Origin of the sequence: Geminocystis sp. NIES-3709, assembly GCF_001548115.1 — a bacterium.
GTDB lineage: Bacteria > Cyanobacteriota > Cyanobacteriia > Cyanobacteriales > Cyanobacteriaceae > Geminocystis.
In genome coordinates this window covers 2793901-2811096 of the sequence record NZ_AP014821.1, presented here as the reverse complement: position 1 = coordinate 2811096, position 17196 = coordinate 2793901, and the positions used below count along the sequence as shown (strand labels likewise).

General features: G+C 32.4%; 18 protein-coding genes and 3 pseudogenes. 7 read left to right on the top strand and 14 right to left on the bottom strand.

Annotation, left to right across the window (positions count from 1 at the left end; all coding sequences use genetic code 11):
- Positions 1 to 37: 37 nt before the first annotated feature.
- On the bottom strand, positions 38 to 463 hold the full coding sequence (locus GM3709_RS21680; protein ID WP_255359659.1) for an ISAzo13-like element transposase-related protein: 426 nt from the start codon (positions 461 to 463) through the stop codon (positions 38 to 40).
- Positions 464 to 756: 293 nt separating this feature from the next.
- Between GM3709_RS21680 and GM3709_RS11880 the strand changes: the two genes are divergently transcribed.
- Positions 757 to 1461, top strand: coding sequence for a Uma2 family endonuclease (locus GM3709_RS11880; RefSeq protein ID WP_173645715.1), 705 nt, complete (start codon positions 757 to 759; stop codon positions 1459 to 1461).
- Between the two features lie 23 nt (positions 1462 to 1484).
- Complete coding sequence (gene pgeF, locus GM3709_RS11875) at positions 1485 to 2279, top strand: peptidoglycan editing factor PgeF (protein ID WP_066119609.1); 795 nt, start codon at positions 1485 to 1487, stop codon at positions 2277 to 2279.
- Positions 2280 to 2671: 392 nt separating this feature from the next.
- On the opposite strand, the gene GM3709_RS11870 is transcribed toward pgeF, so the two are convergent.
- The 4 genes and pseudogenes from GM3709_RS11870 to GM3709_RS11860 all read right to left on the bottom strand — a co-directional run bounded on the left by GM3709_RS11870 (position 2672) and on the right by GM3709_RS11860 (position 4966).
- The gene (locus GM3709_RS11870; RefSeq protein ID WP_082712992.1) at positions 2672 to 3088 is read right to left on the bottom strand and encodes an ISAzo13-like element transposase-related protein; all 417 of its coding nucleotides are present in this window, start codon (positions 3086 to 3088) and stop codon (positions 2672 to 2674) included.
- Positions 3061 to 3243: pseudogene (locus tag GM3709_RS21885) on the bottom strand (hypothetical protein); the annotation flags it as partial. The gene GM3709_RS11870 and the pseudogene GM3709_RS21885, both read right to left, overlap by 28 nt.
- A gap of 28 nt (positions 3244 to 3271) precedes the next feature.
- Entirely contained in the window at positions 3272 to 4537 is a 1266-nt protein-coding gene (locus GM3709_RS11865; RefSeq protein WP_066115324.1) for an IS701 family transposase, read from the bottom strand.
- 36 nt (positions 4538 to 4573) lie between these two features.
- The gene (locus tag GM3709_RS11860; protein WP_066119606.1) at positions 4574 to 4966 is read right to left on the bottom strand and encodes a transposase; all 393 of its coding nucleotides are present in this window, start codon (positions 4964 to 4966) and stop codon (positions 4574 to 4576) included.
- A 311-nt stretch (positions 4967 to 5277) separates the two neighbouring features.
- Here GM3709_RS11860 and GM3709_RS21675 point away from each other — a divergent pair, with 311 nt between their 5' ends.
- The 3 genes and pseudogenes from GM3709_RS21675 to GM3709_RS11845 all read left to right on the top strand — a co-directional run.
- On the top strand, positions 5278 to 5409 hold the full coding sequence (locus GM3709_RS21675; protein WP_255359658.1) for a hypothetical protein: 132 nt from the start codon (positions 5278 to 5280) through the stop codon (positions 5407 to 5409).
- Positions 5410 to 5471: 62 nt separating this feature from the next.
- Positions 5472 to 6633, top strand: a pseudogene (locus GM3709_RS19180) (IS630 family transposase).
- A 13-nt stretch (positions 6634 to 6646) separates the two neighbouring features.
- A pseudogene (locus GM3709_RS11845) lies at positions 6647 to 7198 on the top strand (IS630 family transposase); the annotation flags it as partial.
- Between the two features lie 480 nt (positions 7199 to 7678).
- Here GM3709_RS11845 and GM3709_RS11840 read toward each other — a convergent pair.
- Positions 7679 to 8857: a TRC40/GET3/ArsA family transport-energizing ATPase gene (locus GM3709_RS11840; protein WP_066119602.1), complete on the bottom strand. Its 1179-nt coding sequence runs from the start codon at positions 8855 to 8857 to the stop codon at positions 7679 to 7681.
- 256 nt (positions 8858 to 9113) lie between these two features.
- Here GM3709_RS11840 and GM3709_RS11835 point away from each other — a divergent pair, with 256 nt between their 5' ends.
- A complete protein-coding gene (locus GM3709_RS11835) occupies positions 9114 to 9362 on the top strand; it encodes a hypothetical protein (RefSeq protein ID WP_066119600.1) in 249 nt (82 codons plus the stop codon).
- Positions 9363 to 9468: 106 nt separating this feature from the next.
- Here GM3709_RS11835 and GM3709_RS11830 read toward each other — a convergent pair whose 3' ends face one another.
- The 7 genes from GM3709_RS11830 to GM3709_RS11800 form a co-directional block, all read right to left on the bottom strand.
- Positions 9469 to 9750 (bottom strand): hypothetical protein, encoded by a 282-nt coding sequence (locus GM3709_RS11830; RefSeq protein ID WP_066119597.1) that lies wholly within the window; start codon positions 9748 to 9750, stop codon positions 9469 to 9471.
- 140 nt (positions 9751 to 9890) lie between these two features.
- On the bottom strand, positions 9891 to 10265 hold the full coding sequence (locus GM3709_RS11825; protein ID WP_066119595.1) for a hypothetical protein: 375 nt from the start codon (positions 10263 to 10265) through the stop codon (positions 9891 to 9893).
- A gap of 181 nt (positions 10266 to 10446) precedes the next feature.
- Complete coding sequence (locus GM3709_RS11820) at positions 10447 to 10884, bottom strand: hypothetical protein (protein WP_066119593.1); 438 nt, start codon at positions 10882 to 10884, stop codon at positions 10447 to 10449.
- 65 nt (positions 10885 to 10949) lie between these two features.
- Positions 10950 to 11897 (bottom strand): DUF362 domain-containing protein, encoded by a 948-nt coding sequence (locus tag GM3709_RS11815; protein WP_066119591.1) that lies wholly within the window; start codon positions 11895 to 11897, stop codon positions 10950 to 10952.
- A 116-nt stretch (positions 11898 to 12013) separates the two neighbouring features.
- Positions 12014 to 12406 (bottom strand): gamma-glutamylcyclotransferase, encoded by a 393-nt coding sequence (locus tag GM3709_RS11810; RefSeq protein WP_066121887.1) that lies wholly within the window; start codon positions 12404 to 12406, stop codon positions 12014 to 12016.
- Between the two features lie 66 nt (positions 12407 to 12472).
- Positions 12473 to 13576, bottom strand: coding sequence for a tRNA guanosine(34) transglycosylase Tgt (tgt, locus tag GM3709_RS11805; RefSeq protein WP_066119589.1), 1104 nt, complete (start codon positions 13574 to 13576; stop codon positions 12473 to 12475).
- Between the two features lie 183 nt (positions 13577 to 13759).
- Positions 13760 to 14203 carry a hypothetical protein gene (locus tag GM3709_RS11800; protein ID WP_066119587.1) on the bottom strand — a complete coding sequence of 148 codons (444 nt, stop codon included), beginning with the start codon at positions 14201 to 14203 and terminating at the stop codon, positions 13760 to 13762.
- Positions 14204 to 14681: 478 nt separating this feature from the next.
- Between GM3709_RS11800 and cobS the strand changes: the two genes are divergently transcribed.
- Positions 14682 to 15452: an adenosylcobinamide-GDP ribazoletransferase gene (gene cobS / locus GM3709_RS11795; RefSeq protein WP_066119586.1), complete on the top strand. Its 771-nt coding sequence runs from the start codon at positions 14682 to 14684 to the stop codon at positions 15450 to 15452.
- A gap of 182 nt (positions 15453 to 15634) precedes the next feature.
- On the opposite strand, the gene murA is transcribed toward cobS, so the two are convergent.
- Positions 15635 to 16921, bottom strand: a complete 1287-nt coding sequence (gene murA / locus GM3709_RS11790; RefSeq protein ID WP_066119584.1) for a UDP-N-acetylglucosamine 1-carboxyvinyltransferase — start codon at positions 16919 to 16921, stop codon at positions 15635 to 15637.
- Positions 16922 to 17196 lie beyond the last annotated feature (275 nt).

Below are 17196 nucleotides of genomic sequence, written 5' to 3'. Positions count from 1 at the left end.
ACGTTTTACTCCACAGACGTTTTTGAGATCTTTTTTTTCAAGTTTTCAAAGATGGCATTGGTTTCGGGAATTTTTTTTGAGGTTTTGCTTTGACTATTTTTCTTAATCGATAACCCATTCGATTCAGGATAGTTGCCATTGTACTCCCTGGGAGAATTTCTTCCTGAGTAAATCCTCTCTTTTTTAGCTCAGCCATGGCGGATGATGCTGTTAATCTAGTATAAGCGATGGATGTTTTGAAACTCGGTTCTTGTTGACAATGAGCTTCAGCTATCTCTTTGAGTACATTTGCCACTTCTGGATATTTTTGTTCCCATTTTTTTCTTCCACTCGACATTGATTGTGTACCCAAACAAATAATACCAGTACGTTCTTCTTCCAAACCAAGTTGAACATTATCTCGCCCCCATCCCCAAATTCTTTCTGCTTTTCTGGCACTTCCATGACAATATTTCAAACACATTTGTGCTTGAAATCAGCGGCGAAAAGCACCATACATTTTACTTGCAGCCATTCGTATATCTTCAATCTGAGATTGTGTTAATTCAATAGCTTGATCCATTAAACGTAACGCCAATTATCTTTATTGTACAGCTATGATTATCACAAAATTTTGATTTTTTGGGTAGATCCTTTTTCAGAAATCACCTAATACCTTGCTATTAGCCATACATTTTGCATCAAACTGAGGTAAGCTCTGAGTTTTGATTGATTGTGTTAACATTTTTGATTATCCCGTATTTAAAGGTTTTAATCATGGCTATATCTGTCGATTTCGATCGAAATATTATTTATCCTGATAGTGATGGGCAACCTATGGCAGACAACACAAAACAATTCAGTTGGATCGTATTATTAAAGGAAAATTTAGAATGTTTATTTGCACAAAATCCCGCAGTTTTCGTAGCTGGTGATTTACTTTGGTATCCTGTAGAGGGAAGGCCTGACATAAGAGTTGCACCTGATGTATTTGTAGTGTTTGGTCGTCCAAAAGGAGATCGAGGTTCTTATCGTCAATGGCAGGAAGATAATATTTCTCCTCAAGTGGTGTTTGAAATTCTGTCTCCGGGGAACACTTTTAAGGAAATGATTAAAAAACAGCAATTTTACGATCGTTATGGCATACAAGAATACTATATCTATGATCCCGATGATAACGAATTGACAGGGTTACAAAGAGTTGAAGGAAATTTAATCATGATTGAAGAAGTAAGCGACTGGATAAGTCCTTTATTGGGGATTCGTTTTATAATGACAGAGGAAACATTAGAAGTATATTATCCTGATGGGCAACCTTTCTTAACTACCGTAGAATTAAGACAAAAAGCTCAAGATGAAAAACTACGAGCAGATCAAGAAAGACTACGAGCAGATCAGGAAAAACTACGAGCAGATCAAGCTCAGTCAGAAATCGATCGATTACGTCAATTATTACGAGAATCAGACATAAATCAACAATAGCAGATAATTAATTTTCAACGATAATGAACAATAATTTTTCTTCACAATGGCAATGGCAAGAAACAGAGAAAGGTAGTTATTTAACCTGTAAGTTATTAAGGGATTGGCAACATGGTTTTTTTTCTAGTCATTTTCAAGGACAACCCCCAGAAATTTTAGTAAAATATCTTCATCCTTCCGCTTCCAGTTATCGAGTCAAACAAATTCATAGTGATGTGGTTGTTTCCACCGACGATATTGATTCGGTTAAAAATAATACTAATTTAGTTGAGGGAGATGGTATTATCACCAAAAAACCCTTACAGTCAGTATGGGCTGCCAGTGCAGATTGTACACCAGTACTTATCGCCGATCGAAGTACGGGAAAAGTAACAGCGATTCATTCAGGATGGAGAGGTACAGCCAGTAAAATAGTGCCAAAAGTTATTAATTTACTCAAATCTCAAGGAAGTAAAAAAGAAAATCTCTTATTTGCCTTAGGCCCTGCTATTCATGGTAAGGTTTATCAAGTCGATCAAGCAGTAGCGACAACAGTACTTAAAACCGTTATTCCAGAAGATTTAGAAGCCTCTTTAATACTGGAAAAAGGTTATCAATTAAGCAATGAACCGATTTTACCTGATACAGAGGAAAATAAAGTCAAATTGAATGTAACTCAAGTAATTAATTTACAGATTCAACAGGAAAATATTTCTCCTGAACAAATTACGATCGCACCTTACTGCACCTATCAAAATCCAGAATATTTCTTTTCCTATAGACGTACCAAAGAAAAAAACGTACAATGGTCTGGCATTGTTTCTCTTTTTAATTCATAGTAATCCACTAATTTTTATTCAGAAAAAACTTTAATTTTCCTTGACTTTTTTTAGCTGTTTAACATCAGGAGGATAGGGATTGAATTTAAGAGATTTAATTTTGTTAATAATTCGTTGCTGAATATTAGTGGGTAATTTTGCTAATTCTTTTTTTTGCAGTCTTTAAAAACTCAATTTTATACTCAGACATAAGTTTATAAACCTAGATCTTTTTTGACATCTTCCCAAGATATTCTTTCTTCATTTTTTCGATTATTTTCTGCCAAAATGGCATCTCTAAAGTCGATTAAATCTTCTAATTCTTCTGTATCAATAATTGTTAATTTTTCTTGATTTATTTACTCTAATAGCTGATTAACCAATAAGGTGATTTCTTAGAAAGAAATTACCCGCTAAGAAGGTCGGATAAGAATATCCCATTTTGGTAAGTCTGGATTACGTCCCAAGTGCATTTCAATGTTTTTCATTTCTTTTTTTGTTAAAGAGATTCCTTTTTCATATACTTTCTCACTGAAGTTAACAATTGGTCTTAATCCTTTCCATGTCATGGTTTTTGCCCAAGCTAACATTGTTTCTACATCCCTTAAAATTGCTCCATTCCAATGTTGTTCTAGTATCCCCCAACAGCGTTCAATGGGATTATATTTGCTATGATAGGGAGGAAAATATAGTAACTGAACCTTTTTTTGTATTTTACTGGCAAATTCTACCATTCTCTTCAAAAATTGAGTTCTGACACCACTGCTTTCTGAACCATTATCTATTTTTATTTGAATTAAATTTATTTCTTCTTTTTCTCGTGTACTAATGTTTTCCCACCCCGAGAATAATCACCTATATTTACCGTTGCTTTGCAATCCATACTTAAACGTTTTACTCCACAGACGTTTTTGAGATCTTTTTTTTTCAAGTTTTCAAAGATGGCATTGGTTTCGGGAATTTTTTTTGAGGTTTTGCTTTGACTATTTTTCTTAACGGTACTTAGACAAAAATTATGCCCAAATAAACCCTAAACTAGCTTTATATAAACTAAATACTTCCACATTGTCTTTTAACCATTGAAAAAAGCGAAAAGACACAGCATTACGAAACGCTTCCAATGCCTCAGCAAAAGTATTTAACGGTTTATTCCCCCATTGTCTTCTTAAACCTCCTGTCAAACGATGCCATTGAATAAAAGTGTAGGCACAAAATACCAAGATAAAATGTCTCATTAAACTTCTTTTATTTCTCACTTGGTATTGTGATAACCCTAACCATCCCTTGATTTCACGGTAAAATACTTCTATCCAATTTCTTTGTGTATAAGTTTCTACTATCCAATTTCCACACACTTTTTCTCCTATTTCATTAGTCATTAAATAATCAATATCTGTGGAATTTTCAAAAGTATCTGCATTCATGACGATAGCTACAGTTTTTATTCCCGACAAAGCTGATAATTCAATATTTATCGTTGCTACCCAAAGAGTTTTTTCTCGATTTTTTCCTATTCTTATTTTTTCAAAACTATCTTGGGGTAATGATTTTGCTATTTCAGCTATGGTTTTTTCAGACTCGATAAAATCTTGTTTTACCAATTTTACTAATCTATTTTTAGCAATAATTCCTATATATTTTAAATTCTTTTTTTCTAGTTTGCCTAATAAATTAGTATTGTTTCCATAACCACCATCCATTAAAATTATTTGGGGACAATAATTTCGATTTAAACATTTTTCAATTAAATTAAAGGCAATGTCTGGTTTTTTCTGAAATTGTGGAGCGTCTTTTCCTTCAGGGAAATTTTCGGCTTTTTCATATAATTCAACGTCTAAAGGAAAACTTCTCACACCATCATAAATGTGAGTAGTGACTATAACATTACCATTATCAGTTTTGCCAATTTCACCAATATATTGTCTTCCCACACAGTCAGTAAAGTTTCCACTTTTACGATGACCTGAATCGTCTATAATTAAGGAGAAACATCGACTAATTTTTGTTTGACGACAGGATGCAATAATTTCTAATCTTTTATCATTTACCTCATCATAATTCCAAGTGGACTCTGTTAAGAAATGGTGTAATTTATGATAAGTAATATCAAGATTATTATGGGCAATTTGAGTTATATTTTTTCTTTGAGAATCTCCTAATAAACCGCCCAAATAATTTCTAAACTCTCGTTTTTGTGCCTTTGTTTTTAAGACTGGGTCTATTTTTTCACACCAGCGATTGAAACATGGGGGCATTGATGAAGAAGTAATTTCTTTCATTTTGACCTAAAAGCAATATGATGTAAAAATTATAGCTTAATTGTTGTTATTGTTTTGTCTAAGTACCGTTAATCGATAACCCATTCGATTCAGGATAATTGCCATTGTACTCCCTGGGAGAATTTCTTCCTGAGTAAATCCTCTCTTTTTTAGCTCAGCCATGGCGGATGATGCTGTTAATCTAGTATAAGCGATGGATGTTTTGAAACTCGGTTCTTGTTGACAATGAGCTTCAGCTATCTCTTTGAGTACATTTGCCACTTCTGGATATTTTTGTTCCCATTTTTTTCTTCCACTCGACATTGATTGTGTACCCAAACAAATAATACCAGTACGTTCTTCTTCCAAACCAAGTTGAACATTATCTCGCCCCCATCCCCAAATTCTTTCTGCTTTTCTGGCACTTCCATGACAATATTTCAAACACATTTGTGCTTGAAATCAGCGGCGAAAAGCACCATACATTTTACTTGCAGCCATTCGTATATCTTCAATCTGAGATTGTGTTAATTCAATAGCTTGATCCATTAAACGTAACGCCAATTATAGCGTTTGTTACAATGATGAGGTACAATTTTGAGATGAAAAAATTTAGACGATATTATAGTTAGTTAAAATAACACTGAGACAGTTAGAGAAATTATGTAAGGTGGCCATTGTGCACCAATCAAGATTTTTGAAAATTTTTAATATTATTAAACTGTTTCATTCTTATTTTTAATGACTATAACATTAATCTAATGCGTCCCTACTCTTTGGATTTAAGACAAAAGATTATTCATGCTCGTGAAAAGCAACAATGCTCCATTCGTCAATTAGCTAAGAATTTTGGTGTGGCAAAAAGTTTTGTACAAAAGATAATCAAGCAGTAAGCTAAGACGCATTGATTTGGTATATAATTTAAGTCAGAAAAGATAAAACTTAGGTGTGATTTATGCCTTCTAAAAATTTTTTGTCAGAGGAAGGAAGAAAGAAAGTATCTACAAGATGCTTTAAAAATAGAAAAGAGATCGGAAGTCAGGGAAAGAATTTTAATATTTTTATTAGAGAATGATGGTAAAAATTATCAAGAAATAGCAGTTTTTTTGGGTTGTTCCCCCAAAACGGTGGCTTACTGGGCAGTTCATGGTAATCCTAATAATGTAGATTCATTGCAAGATAAAAGAAGAAAAGGAAACCAAACAAAAGCAACGGATAAATATATTGAAAGATTATTAGAAGTAGTTGATAAAAATCCTGAAGATTTTGGATATGATTTTGGTCGATGGACGGGGCAAAGATTATCAGAACATTTGGAAAAAGAAACAGGAATTAAATTAAGCAAATCACAAGTAGTGAGGATATTAAAAAGAAAAAAGTATAGTTATATTTGGGGAAAATATAGTTTAGAAGACAAACAAAATCAAGAACAAAGAAAAGCATTTAAAGAAAAATTAGAACATTACATAGAAATAGGTAAAGAGAATCCTGAGTTAGTTCAAGTATGGTTTTGGGATGGGGCGTTTAAAGTGGCGAACTAAATTCGCCACACAGCCCCTCATGAATGTGGTTTTAGTTTAAGGGTGATAAGAAGAAAAACATGGACGAAAAAAGGAAAAAGAAAAAAGGTGAAGGGAGAAAGAAGAAGAGGAAGAGTAAATATCATGGGAGGAATAAGATATTCGGATAAAAAAAGAAGATGTTTTGTAATAAAAAAAGGTGATTCAGAAACGTTTTGTGAACAATTAAAAAAGTTATGGGAAGAAATAAAAAATGAATGGGTAAGTAAGGGAAATGATGAAAAAGATTTTAAAGAATGTGGTCCGAAAATAATCATAATATTAGACAACGCAAGTTTCCATAAAAAAAAGGAAATAGTAGAAAAAATAGAAAAAAATCTACCGAATATAAGACTAGAATATTTACCGGTATATAGTCCAGATTATAACTTAATAGAATTAGTGTGGCATTCGGCAAAGGAATATATAGCTTATAGAAACTTTGAAAATAAAGAACAGCTAGAAAAAACAGTAAATTACTTATTAAATGAAGGAGGTTTAGTAATTAATTGGAGTAAAAAATTTAAGAATAAGGGTGAATTAATCAATGTAAGTTAAATGCGTCTTAGCTTATTGGGATAAAGTGAGAGAAATTAATGAAGAGGACTTAATTTTTGTGGACGAATCGGGAAGTAATTTAGCAATGCTTCGCCTTTATGGTAGGGCAAAAAAAGGGTACAGAGTCAGAGGAGAAAAACCCCAGAAAAGAGGGGGTAATGTTTCTATAGTGACGGCAATATCCTTAAAGGAAGTAGTAGCATCAAGAAATATTTATGGTTCTGTAGATGGATTAACTTTTGAGGCTTTTGTGATCAGAGATTTAGTGCCCAAATTATGGGTGGGAGCTTGTGTAGTTATGGATAATGCAAAAATTCATTTAGGAGAAACAATTAGAAAGGAAATAGAGAAAGTGGGGGCATCATTGGTGTATTTATCACCCTATTCCCCAGATTTTTCACCCATTGAAAATTTTTGGTCGAAAGTCAAAAATCAGATCAGAAAACTAAAACCGAGAAATTATCATGATCTAGTAGAGGCGATTGGAAAAGCCATGGAGCAAGTAACACAGTTAGATATGCACAATTGGTTCACCCATTGCTGTTACTGTACCTCATCATTCTGATAAATGCTATATCTTTATTGTACAACTATGATTATCGCAAAATTTTGATTTTTTGGGTAGATCCTTTTTCAGAAATCACCTAAATTTAATTCCTTAGAAATTTGCAAGATTCCCGTAAAAATATTTTGTAGTAAAGTTACTTGATCCATTATTTTTTCTTCTAAGTTATTTTTTATAGCGTTTCTTATGGTTACGGGGTACAAAAATAAAATTAAAGTTTCCCTTATTAAAGGATTTGATCGTACCTCATAATAGTAGAAATTGCTATATTTATTTTAACTCATTGTTGATAATTAGATTATCTAAATTTATTTCATTTTATCACTGAATTATCATGGATTATTTGCTTAATAACAAATAAATTTTTAATATTTTTACTTGTTTAATCGCACTATTCAAAGCGGTAGAAATTTGAAGACAATTTGCTTTTGAGGCTACCCTCTCCTCATAAGAGAGGAGCAAGGGGTGAAGTATATTTAATTATCCTTTAGAAAATTTAATTTTGAGATAATCTTCTTCCATTTTTGCACCGGAAGGAGTTAATGCGGCCAAGGCTTGAGGAAGAACTAAATTTCTGCGATGATTTCCTATTCTTATGTTTAATTCATCTCCTGTTTTATTTAATTTAATTTGTTGTTTTGGTATGCCGGGTAAATATAATTCGAGACTGTAATTATTATCTTCTTGAACTACTCGAATGGTGTTTTCTGCATAATATACTTTGCTGGGATCTTCATCTTGATATAGTATATCTTTTAATCTTTCTAACGCTTTTAATCCACACATTTCTTCAGAAAATAAGGGAACTTCTTTAACGGGTAATGGGTGAAAATTATCATGGATTTCCTGCTTATAAATCGATTGATTTTCTTTCCATTTTTTGAAAAAAGGATCTTCTACTTCATCGGGGATAATACGATTAGCGATGATTAAATCGGTGGAAACATTGTATAAACTGAGATAAGCATGGGCGCGTAAAGATTCCTTGATTACCATTTTTTCGGGATTTGTTACCAATCTAACAGAAGTTTGAGTATTATCTGTTAAAACTTTTTCTAAGGCTTCTATCTGCTGATAAAATTCATAGGGTGCATCCATTACTTCATTGGTAGGAAGAGAAAAACCTGCGATCGGTTTGAAAATAGGTTCAAATAAAGGGCGTAAAGCCGCAGACATAGTTTGAAAAGGTTTATAAAATCTTCTCATATACCAACCGCTAACTTCTGGAAGACTTAATAATCTTAAGGCTGTACCTGTTGGTGCAGAGTCAATGATTAAAACATCGAAATCTCCCTCATCATAATGTCTTTTCATGCGTACTAAACCAAAAATCTCGTCCATGCCGGGTAAAATGGCTAATTCTTCCGCTTGTACTCCGTCTAATCCCCTAGCTTGTAACACCTCCGTGATATAACGTTTTACTGCTCCCCAATTACCTTCTAACTCCATAAGTGCGTCTAATTCCGCACCCCAAAGGTTATTAACAACAGGTTGAGGTTCGTGTCCTAATTCCATATCGAAACTGTCTGCAAGAGAGTGGGCTGGATCTGTACTTAGTACGAGAGTCTTATATCCTAATTCAGCACATTTAAGTCCTGTGGCAGCGGCAACGGATGTTTTTCCTACGCCTCCCTTTCCTGTCATTAAAATTACACGCATTACTTTTGATTTGTTATGATTATAATTGCTCTTTTCCTTAGAATATAACGTTTTGTTACAATCTTGGGGTTATACAAAAAGAAAAACAAAAATTGTCATGATAAATTTATTCGATCGAATGAAAATAAAACCAGAAAATAAAATTATAATTATTGTAAAATCATGAAATACTAAAAACCTTTATTGATTGTTGATTGTTCAAAGTCTTTGTTATACTAAAATATCGTAATTTTTATGGAGTAATAGAATACTTATTATGGTCGATCAAAATAAACAGGATAAAGAAAATTTTATTTTTCCTCACACTTCCTATAGAGGAGAGTTTACCCCTGAAAATTTAATGTTTAACGCTAATTTACAGGAGTTTGCACAAAAAGTTAGTTATATTTGTAATTTAGAAACTAATGGTAAAATTCCACCTCAAGATGCTTATAAACAAATCAAGAATTTATGGGAAGATTTAAGACAAAGTATTAAAAATTTAGGTATTAAGGATAAAAAATAGTTATTAACTTATCTCCATCGAGTTAATCTCAAAACTAAGTGCAATCTAAATAAAAAAATTTCTTTAATATATAAATTTCTCATTTTTTTGATATTGTACTTTTAAATTAAGTAATTTCCTGGGGTAATTGTCGATCGAATAAAGTATAAAAAATATTTTGATAATAGTGTAAACTTAGAGCGATTAGTCCTAATCTTGCTTGGGATAACATAAGATTATTTTTCAAAGTTTCTCCCCAAATTCTACAATAAGACTCCATATCTGATATAGTTTTATTTAGATTATTTAAGCAGGAAATATTGTTAAATTTATTTTTCTCTACTTTTTCAGTTATGATTATCAATTCTTTGACCAATTTTTCTTCATAACTTTTAGAGAAATTCAACATATCATAAGGAATTATTTCAGGTTTTTCTATGTGCCACTGATTATATTCAAAGTTTAAATTATTAAGAGTGATTATGTTTTGTTGATGAGCAGATTTTAGAATTGAACAACATCTAGCATGGGTATAATAATAAATAAAATTTATTTGATCATCCTCTTTTTTTTTATTTCTTGCAGAGGAAATTTAATATTTTTTATTTGATTTAACCATTGATTTAATAGTCGATCGAGTATGACAAATTCTAGCCAACCATTGTCAGATATTCTTATTTGAAAATATTTTTTTAGATTCGATCGATTAAAATTATTTGCTATTTCTTGAGCTATGAATAAAGGAGATTTTTGTTCAATTTTTGCTAACAAAAAACATAGACAACTTTTATAGATGAAATTTTCACTATTTTTACTAAAGTCAATAGAAAAATTAATGTTATCTAAGTTATAGATAGTTAATAATTCATCTTTAATTATGGTAGATAAAGTTAAATACCTATCAAAGTTTAATATATTATTCATTTTGATTTTTATCTTGCACCTCCATCATAAATTCTCAGTAAAAAGAGGTAATAGGAAAGGAGGAATAGGGGAAACGTAATAATAATTGATTCAAAATCATAATAAATTGATTTATTTTAATTATTTATTAAATTTAAGTCTCCCAATTCTCATGGATTTAGAAGGTTATAAATGTAAGTCATCAGTCTGGGATTTGCCATATATTCTTAATAAGAATTTTGATAGCCACAATAATAGTTATATAGATAGTAGTAATAAACGCATTATAAGTACTTGATTTGATCGAATATTCTTCTCTTTCTTCTTCAGATTTTGCTTGATTAAATTTCTTTTTTTTGATGTCGAAATAAATAAATTGACTAATAGATAAAATTAACAAAATGATAATTACAGTATCACTATTAATCAATAAACCGATACCACTTAGTAAAGTTAAAAAACCTCCTATAAACATAAAATTACTAACTAGACGATCGACTTTTTTTTGTTCTAATTGTTCAAGACAAGTATCCATAAATTCAGATTCTCTGGCGGCTTTTAACGTAAAAATTCCTCCAACAATCCAAAATAAACCGAACATTCTTAAGAAGTTTTCTAAGACAACTAATATTAAATTCATTTAGTCAATTAAAAATGAAAAATTTATCTCTTTACTATAAACTATTCACGGGAATTTATCAAATATTAAGTATTAATCGTTTCTTTGATAAACTTAATATAAAGATGTTTAAAAGTTGATTTTAATACTCTAGGTAAACCAAAATCGATCGGCATTAATGTTTCTGGTAATTTCCAATTTGATACTGTTAAATCTTGAGGTTTTAATAAAAGAAATTCGATGTCTTTTATATCGCTTACTAAACCTAATTTTTTTTGAGCTACTAAAGTTGGCACTATTTCTGAAGATACATTTAGTATATCGGCGATCGAGACATCAAGAGCAAAAACATTGCTAGAAGCACCCAATATTCCTAATTCTCTAGGCTCTCCACCACTAGGTCCATTACCTTCATGACCAATAATACCATCAATAATAGTCAAATCAGGTTGAATAGCTTTAGCCGTTTCCACTAACATTTCACCAAAACGACTGGCATCTTTTCCTGTTTCCATATGCCACCATGCCTTCATTTTTCCCGGCACACAACCGAATAGGTTTTTAACTCCCATTGTCATAGTTAACTGCATATGAGATTTTATTTTGGGTAAGTTGATAATGACATCTGCTTCCATGGCTTCTTTTGACAATCGTAGATTTTGAAAGTTATCGTTATCAATGGAATATTTTTGTCCATTAAACTCGATAATTGGCAAATTTATGGCTTCACACAGAGGTAAATAACCATTTGCTTTCGCTACTCCTTTCGCACTTCCAAAAGCTGGACTATCTCCTAAGAATGGTTTACCGCCGACTTCTTGTACCATTTGAGCTACACAATAAATAATTTCTTTGCGAGTAGTACATTCTTTAGTCGGGCGAGAAGCAGTTAACAAATTGGGTTTAAGTAAAACTCGATCGTCTTTTTTTACAAAAGCAGATATACCACCAAATGGTGCGAGTAAATTTTCTAAAGATATGCGTAACTCTTTTAAATCGTAGGATTGAGCTTTGATTAAGGAAACCTGAGTCATAAAAAAGGTATTAGATATTAGGTGTTAAATATTATATGTTAGTATCAAAACCCACCTTGAAATAAATTTCAACGCTAATAGCAAAAGTAGGCTAAAGCGACTCAATTCATTCTTCACTATCCATTCCATTGTCCAGAAGGCAAATAAACTCCGTTTAAAGTTTTTACCTTTTGTTCTGTCATAAAATATGCCCAAGCATCCTCTATGGGCTGATTAGCCTCATCATAGACCATTATTTTTACTCGATCGTATTCATTTGAAGGAGAATAAGGAATACCAGAATAACCCTCTAATTTGTCCAAATTTTCTACATCTTTAAAAGAAGCAAAAGAGAGTAAATACCCAAAAACTTGATCTTCTCCCTTCACCATAGCTGGATAGCCAACAGATAAAGCAAATAATTTTCCTTTTGTCCAACATTCGATTTCCCTCAGGGTTTTTCCCTGACAATAAATTTTATAGTATTTTCCTCCGGGTTTTAATGTGCCATAAACAAAGACTCTGATCATATCCATTTGTCCACTTGTCTATCTGTCTTGTATTTATCATTTATTTTTCGATCGAACTAAAGTTAGTTATAACTCTAACCAATGACCAAATTCAAGAATAAAACGATCGTTAATAATAGCTTGACGAATTTTATTGGTAAACTCAATTAACTCATGCAAATTATGTAAAGATAATAAAATATAGCCTAACATTTCCCCCGATCGAATTAAATGGTTAAGATAAGCACGGGTAAAATTTTTACAGGTATAACAACTACATTGAGGATCAAGGGGAGTAAAATCTTCCTTATATTGGGCATTTCTTAAGTTTATTCTTTCACCTTGTACTAATGCCGCCCCATGTCTGCCTAAACGAGTCGGTATTACACAATCAAATAAATCAATACCAGATGCGATCGCAATTACCATTTCTTTATAACTGCCAACACCCATAAGATAACGAGGTTTATTCACAGGTAAAAGAGGAGTTGTCCATTGTATAATCTGATGAATTAACTCAGGTTTTTCTCCGACACTCACTCCCCCAATGGCATAGCCCGGCAAATCTAAACCCACTAAATCCAAAGCTGATTGAGTCCTTAAATCTGCATAAATTCCTCCTTGTACAATCCCAAACAAGGCTTGTTTATCAGTGTTTCCATGGGCATTAATGCACCTTTGCAACCATTTATAAGTCCTTTCCACAGCAATGACAACTTCTTCTTTTGTCGCCGTAGCTGGAGGGCATTCATCAAAAGCCATAATAACATCAGCACCCAAGGCATTTTGAATACGGATAGAGTTTTCTGGTGTCATGTTGATAATTCTGCCATCTCTAGGCGATCGAAATTTAACACCATCATCTGTAATTTGTCGTAACTTAGCCAAACTAAAAACCTGAAACCCTCCAGAATCAGTCAACATAGGCTTATCCCAACCGACAAAACTATGCAATCCCCCCGCCTTAGCAATAATCTCCTCTCCTGGTTGAATATGTAAATGATAAGTATTACCCAAAATCATTTGAGCATTAACGTCTTTTAATTGAGAAGGAGTGATACCTTTAACAGTACCAACCGTACCGACAGGCATAAATTTAGGGGTTTCCACATCTCCATGAGGAGTAGAAAAAACCCCCGCTCTTGCTTTAGTATGAGAACAAGATGCGATTAAAGAATAAGAAAAAGTCACCTAAATAGTTAATAACGAATAGATAATAATGAACAATTTTTAAGGGTTGATAATAAATAATCTAGGAAATTTTACCGTTATTATGAGTCATAAGATCAGCAATCAGAGAAATAAAATTTACTTTTTTTAATTTTAATTTCTAATATCGTAATACTTATTCTTAATTCCTCATTCTGGCATTATTTAAAAGTCTTCATCCAACTGTACATCCCACTTTGCTGACAAAACTTCTTCTAACATATCTTCTAAACAATCAAAACCAATACTTTTCGTAGTTTGTACATCCTGATTTGAGGTTGTGAGGGGAATTAATCTTAATTGACGATTATCTTGTATTAAATCAAAATGAGTTTCTTGAGGCGATACTTGAGTTAATTTCAAATAATCAAAACTTTGAATATTAATGTAAAGGCTATTATTTACTACTACAGTGGCTTGACTGGGATCATTAAATACTTCTAAAATCCAACCAGTGCCATTATTTTGCACCACTCCATCAATGATGTGTATATAACGCACTTGAGTTAAATCATTAATTAAACGTTTGATGTCTTCTTTATTTACTAAAATGCCTGACTCAATAATGCAAGGTGCTGGTATTGGACAATAATTTGGTTGATGATTCATAGTATTAACCCTTTTTTTCGCTCTTACTTACTAATATGTTTTATATGTTTTACTGGAAATTAAAAGTTTGACACTAAGGACGAACTAATATCACTAGGATAGTACTGATAGCTTGAATTTAAAAGCACAGTTGGCTATTTTAATTAAAAATTAACAATATAAGCTAATTAAATTCTCATATTGGAGAAAATAATTAGTGTTAACGGATTGTTTCACTGACAAACTGATTGTAGTTAACTTCTAAGAAAGTCAATAGCTACACAAAAATCTCATATTTTGATGATTAAGTCAATCTTCAACAACAAAATTGTGATGTCAAGATTAATATTCATTGAGATTATTTGACAAAAAAGTCGTAATCTACTCTTATATTAATAGCAAATTTGGAATTGAATAAATAATTTTTATTGTTCGCTACGACACAATTTTAACGTAAAATTTCGTTTTTGTTTAGATCTATTTTGATATTTAATTAATTATGAAAAAATTGATCCCTTCTTTTTTTGGGGCAATACTTTTTTATACCATTATTCCTTTACCTACTTTCATCCCTATAAATTTTAGTAAAATTGCAGTGTGGTTGCCCTTCGTTGGTTTTCTGGTGGGAGGATTATTAGGTTTTATAGCTTATATTTTCGATGTTTTGGGCTTTTCTCCTTTCCTTCAAGGTATTTTAATGGTGAGCTTATGGATATATTTAACGGGGGGATTACATTTAGACGGAGTAATGGATACTGCTGATGGTTTAGCGGTACAAAATCCCCAAAAACGCTTAAGGGTGATGAGTGATAGTAATACTGGTGCTTATGGTGTGATGGCAGGAATTGTGGTTATTTTAATAAAAGTCGCTACCCTCACGGAAATTAGGGAAAATTCTTGGTTTTATCTTATTTTTTCAGCTTCTTGGGCTCGTTGGGGACAATTTATCTCGATCGTGTTGTATCCTTATTTAAAAAAGGAAGGAAAAGGGGCATTTTTAAAAGAAAGTTTAAATTTACCTTTTGATACAATATTTAGTTCATTATTTATTATTCCTTTAGTATTAATTCAATATTTCTGGTTTAATAATTCGATCGAGGTTATTCTTTTAAGGATGTTAATTGGTGGATTTATACCATTATTAATAGGATGGTGGTTTTATCAACAATTAGGAGGACACACGGGAGATACTTATGGCGCGACAGTAGAATGGAGTGAGGCATTAATTTTATGTTATTTAACATCCATCCTTAACCTATTCCACTACTAAGAGGAAGGTATTAGGTATTAGTTGTTAGGTATTAGGTAAATAATTGATGAAAACTATTAACAATTGATTTTACATAGATTAATTTAATTAAATAATTAAATAACATTTGGCAAAATGAACCTAAAACTATCACACCTAAAGCCTAAAACCTATCGACATCAAAGATTTTTCTCGAACTCAGGTTATTTATTAGAGTGGTAAATTCGTTTAATTTTTGCTCCTAATTTTTGGAATTTTTGCTCCAAGTTTTCATAGCCTCGATCGAGATGCTGTAACCCTTGTACAATAGTTTTACCATCGGCGGCTAAACCAGCTAACACAAGAGCGGCAGAAGCTCTTAAATCCGTTGCCATTACGGGTGCACCGGATAGTATTGGGACACCAGAAACAAGAGCGGAATTGCCTTTGACTTTGATATTTGCACCCATCCGCTTTAACTCAGCAACATGACGCAAACGGTTTTCAAAGACTGTCTCGGTAACTAAACTATTGCCCTCACTAATGGTTAATAAAGCCATAAATTGTGCTTGCATATCTGTAGGAAAACCGGGATGAGGTAAAGTTTCAATGTCACTGGCTTTTAACTCTCCCGGAATGGTGCGCAAGGTGATTTCATCTTCTCTTACGACTTGACAACCAATTTCTGCTAATTTGGCAATAATAGGCGTTAAATGGTCATAATTGAGGGAAGTAACCAGAATTTCTGATTTAGTAATCGCCCCTGCTACTAAAAAAGTTCCCGCTTCAATACGATCGGGTATAATATCATAGTCAGTGGTATGTAATCGATTGACTCCTTCAATCACGATGGAATCTGTACCAGCACCAGTAATTTTAGCTCCCATGCTATTACAGAAATTCGCCAAATCAACGATTTCAGGCTCTCTGGCTGCATTTTCGATAATAGTTTGCCCTTGGGCTAGGGTTGCCGCCATCATAATTGTTTCTGTGGCACCTACACTGGGATAGTCAAGGAAGATTTTTGCCCCTTTCAAACGTTTATTGACGGAAGCATTAACGACTCCATGCTCAATAATTACTGTAGCACCCATCGCCTGTAGTCCACGCACATGGAGATCCACAGGGCGAGAGCCGATCGCACATCCACCGGGTAAAGGTACTTGAGCGAATCCTAAACGGGTTAAAATAGGCCCAATGACAAAGAAACTAGCTCGAAGTTGAGAAACTAAATCATAGGGTGCTTTAACTGCTTTTAAATCCTTACTATTAAATTCCCATGTACTACCATTTTTGTGTATTTTAACCCCTAAAGAAGCCAAAACTAACCCCATAGTATTAATATCAGCAAGACAGGGTACATTATTCAAACGACAATCATCAGCACAGAGAAGGGTACCCGCCATAATTGCCAAAGCAGAATTTTTCGCCCCACTTATTTTTACCTCACCCTTGAGAGGATTTCTACCAATAATTTCTAAAGCAGGTTCAGAAATAGAATTAATAGAAATTTCATTTTCGATCGAATCCTGAGTTGAAGTATTTATAATCTTAATCCTCCTAATCTAAATTTTTTAATATAATGTTACATTTTCGTTTTGATTCTACCTGATAAATTCCCTTTTGTTCAATTTTTTTTGAGAAACAAAATTACTATAGTAATCCTTTATTAGTTGTGAGATTTTGACAAAATCAAAATTAATTATTTGGGAAAAACCATACTTTTTAGAATGATTAGGTATTATTTAGAAGTTGACAAATCATTGACAATTACTAATAGAACAAA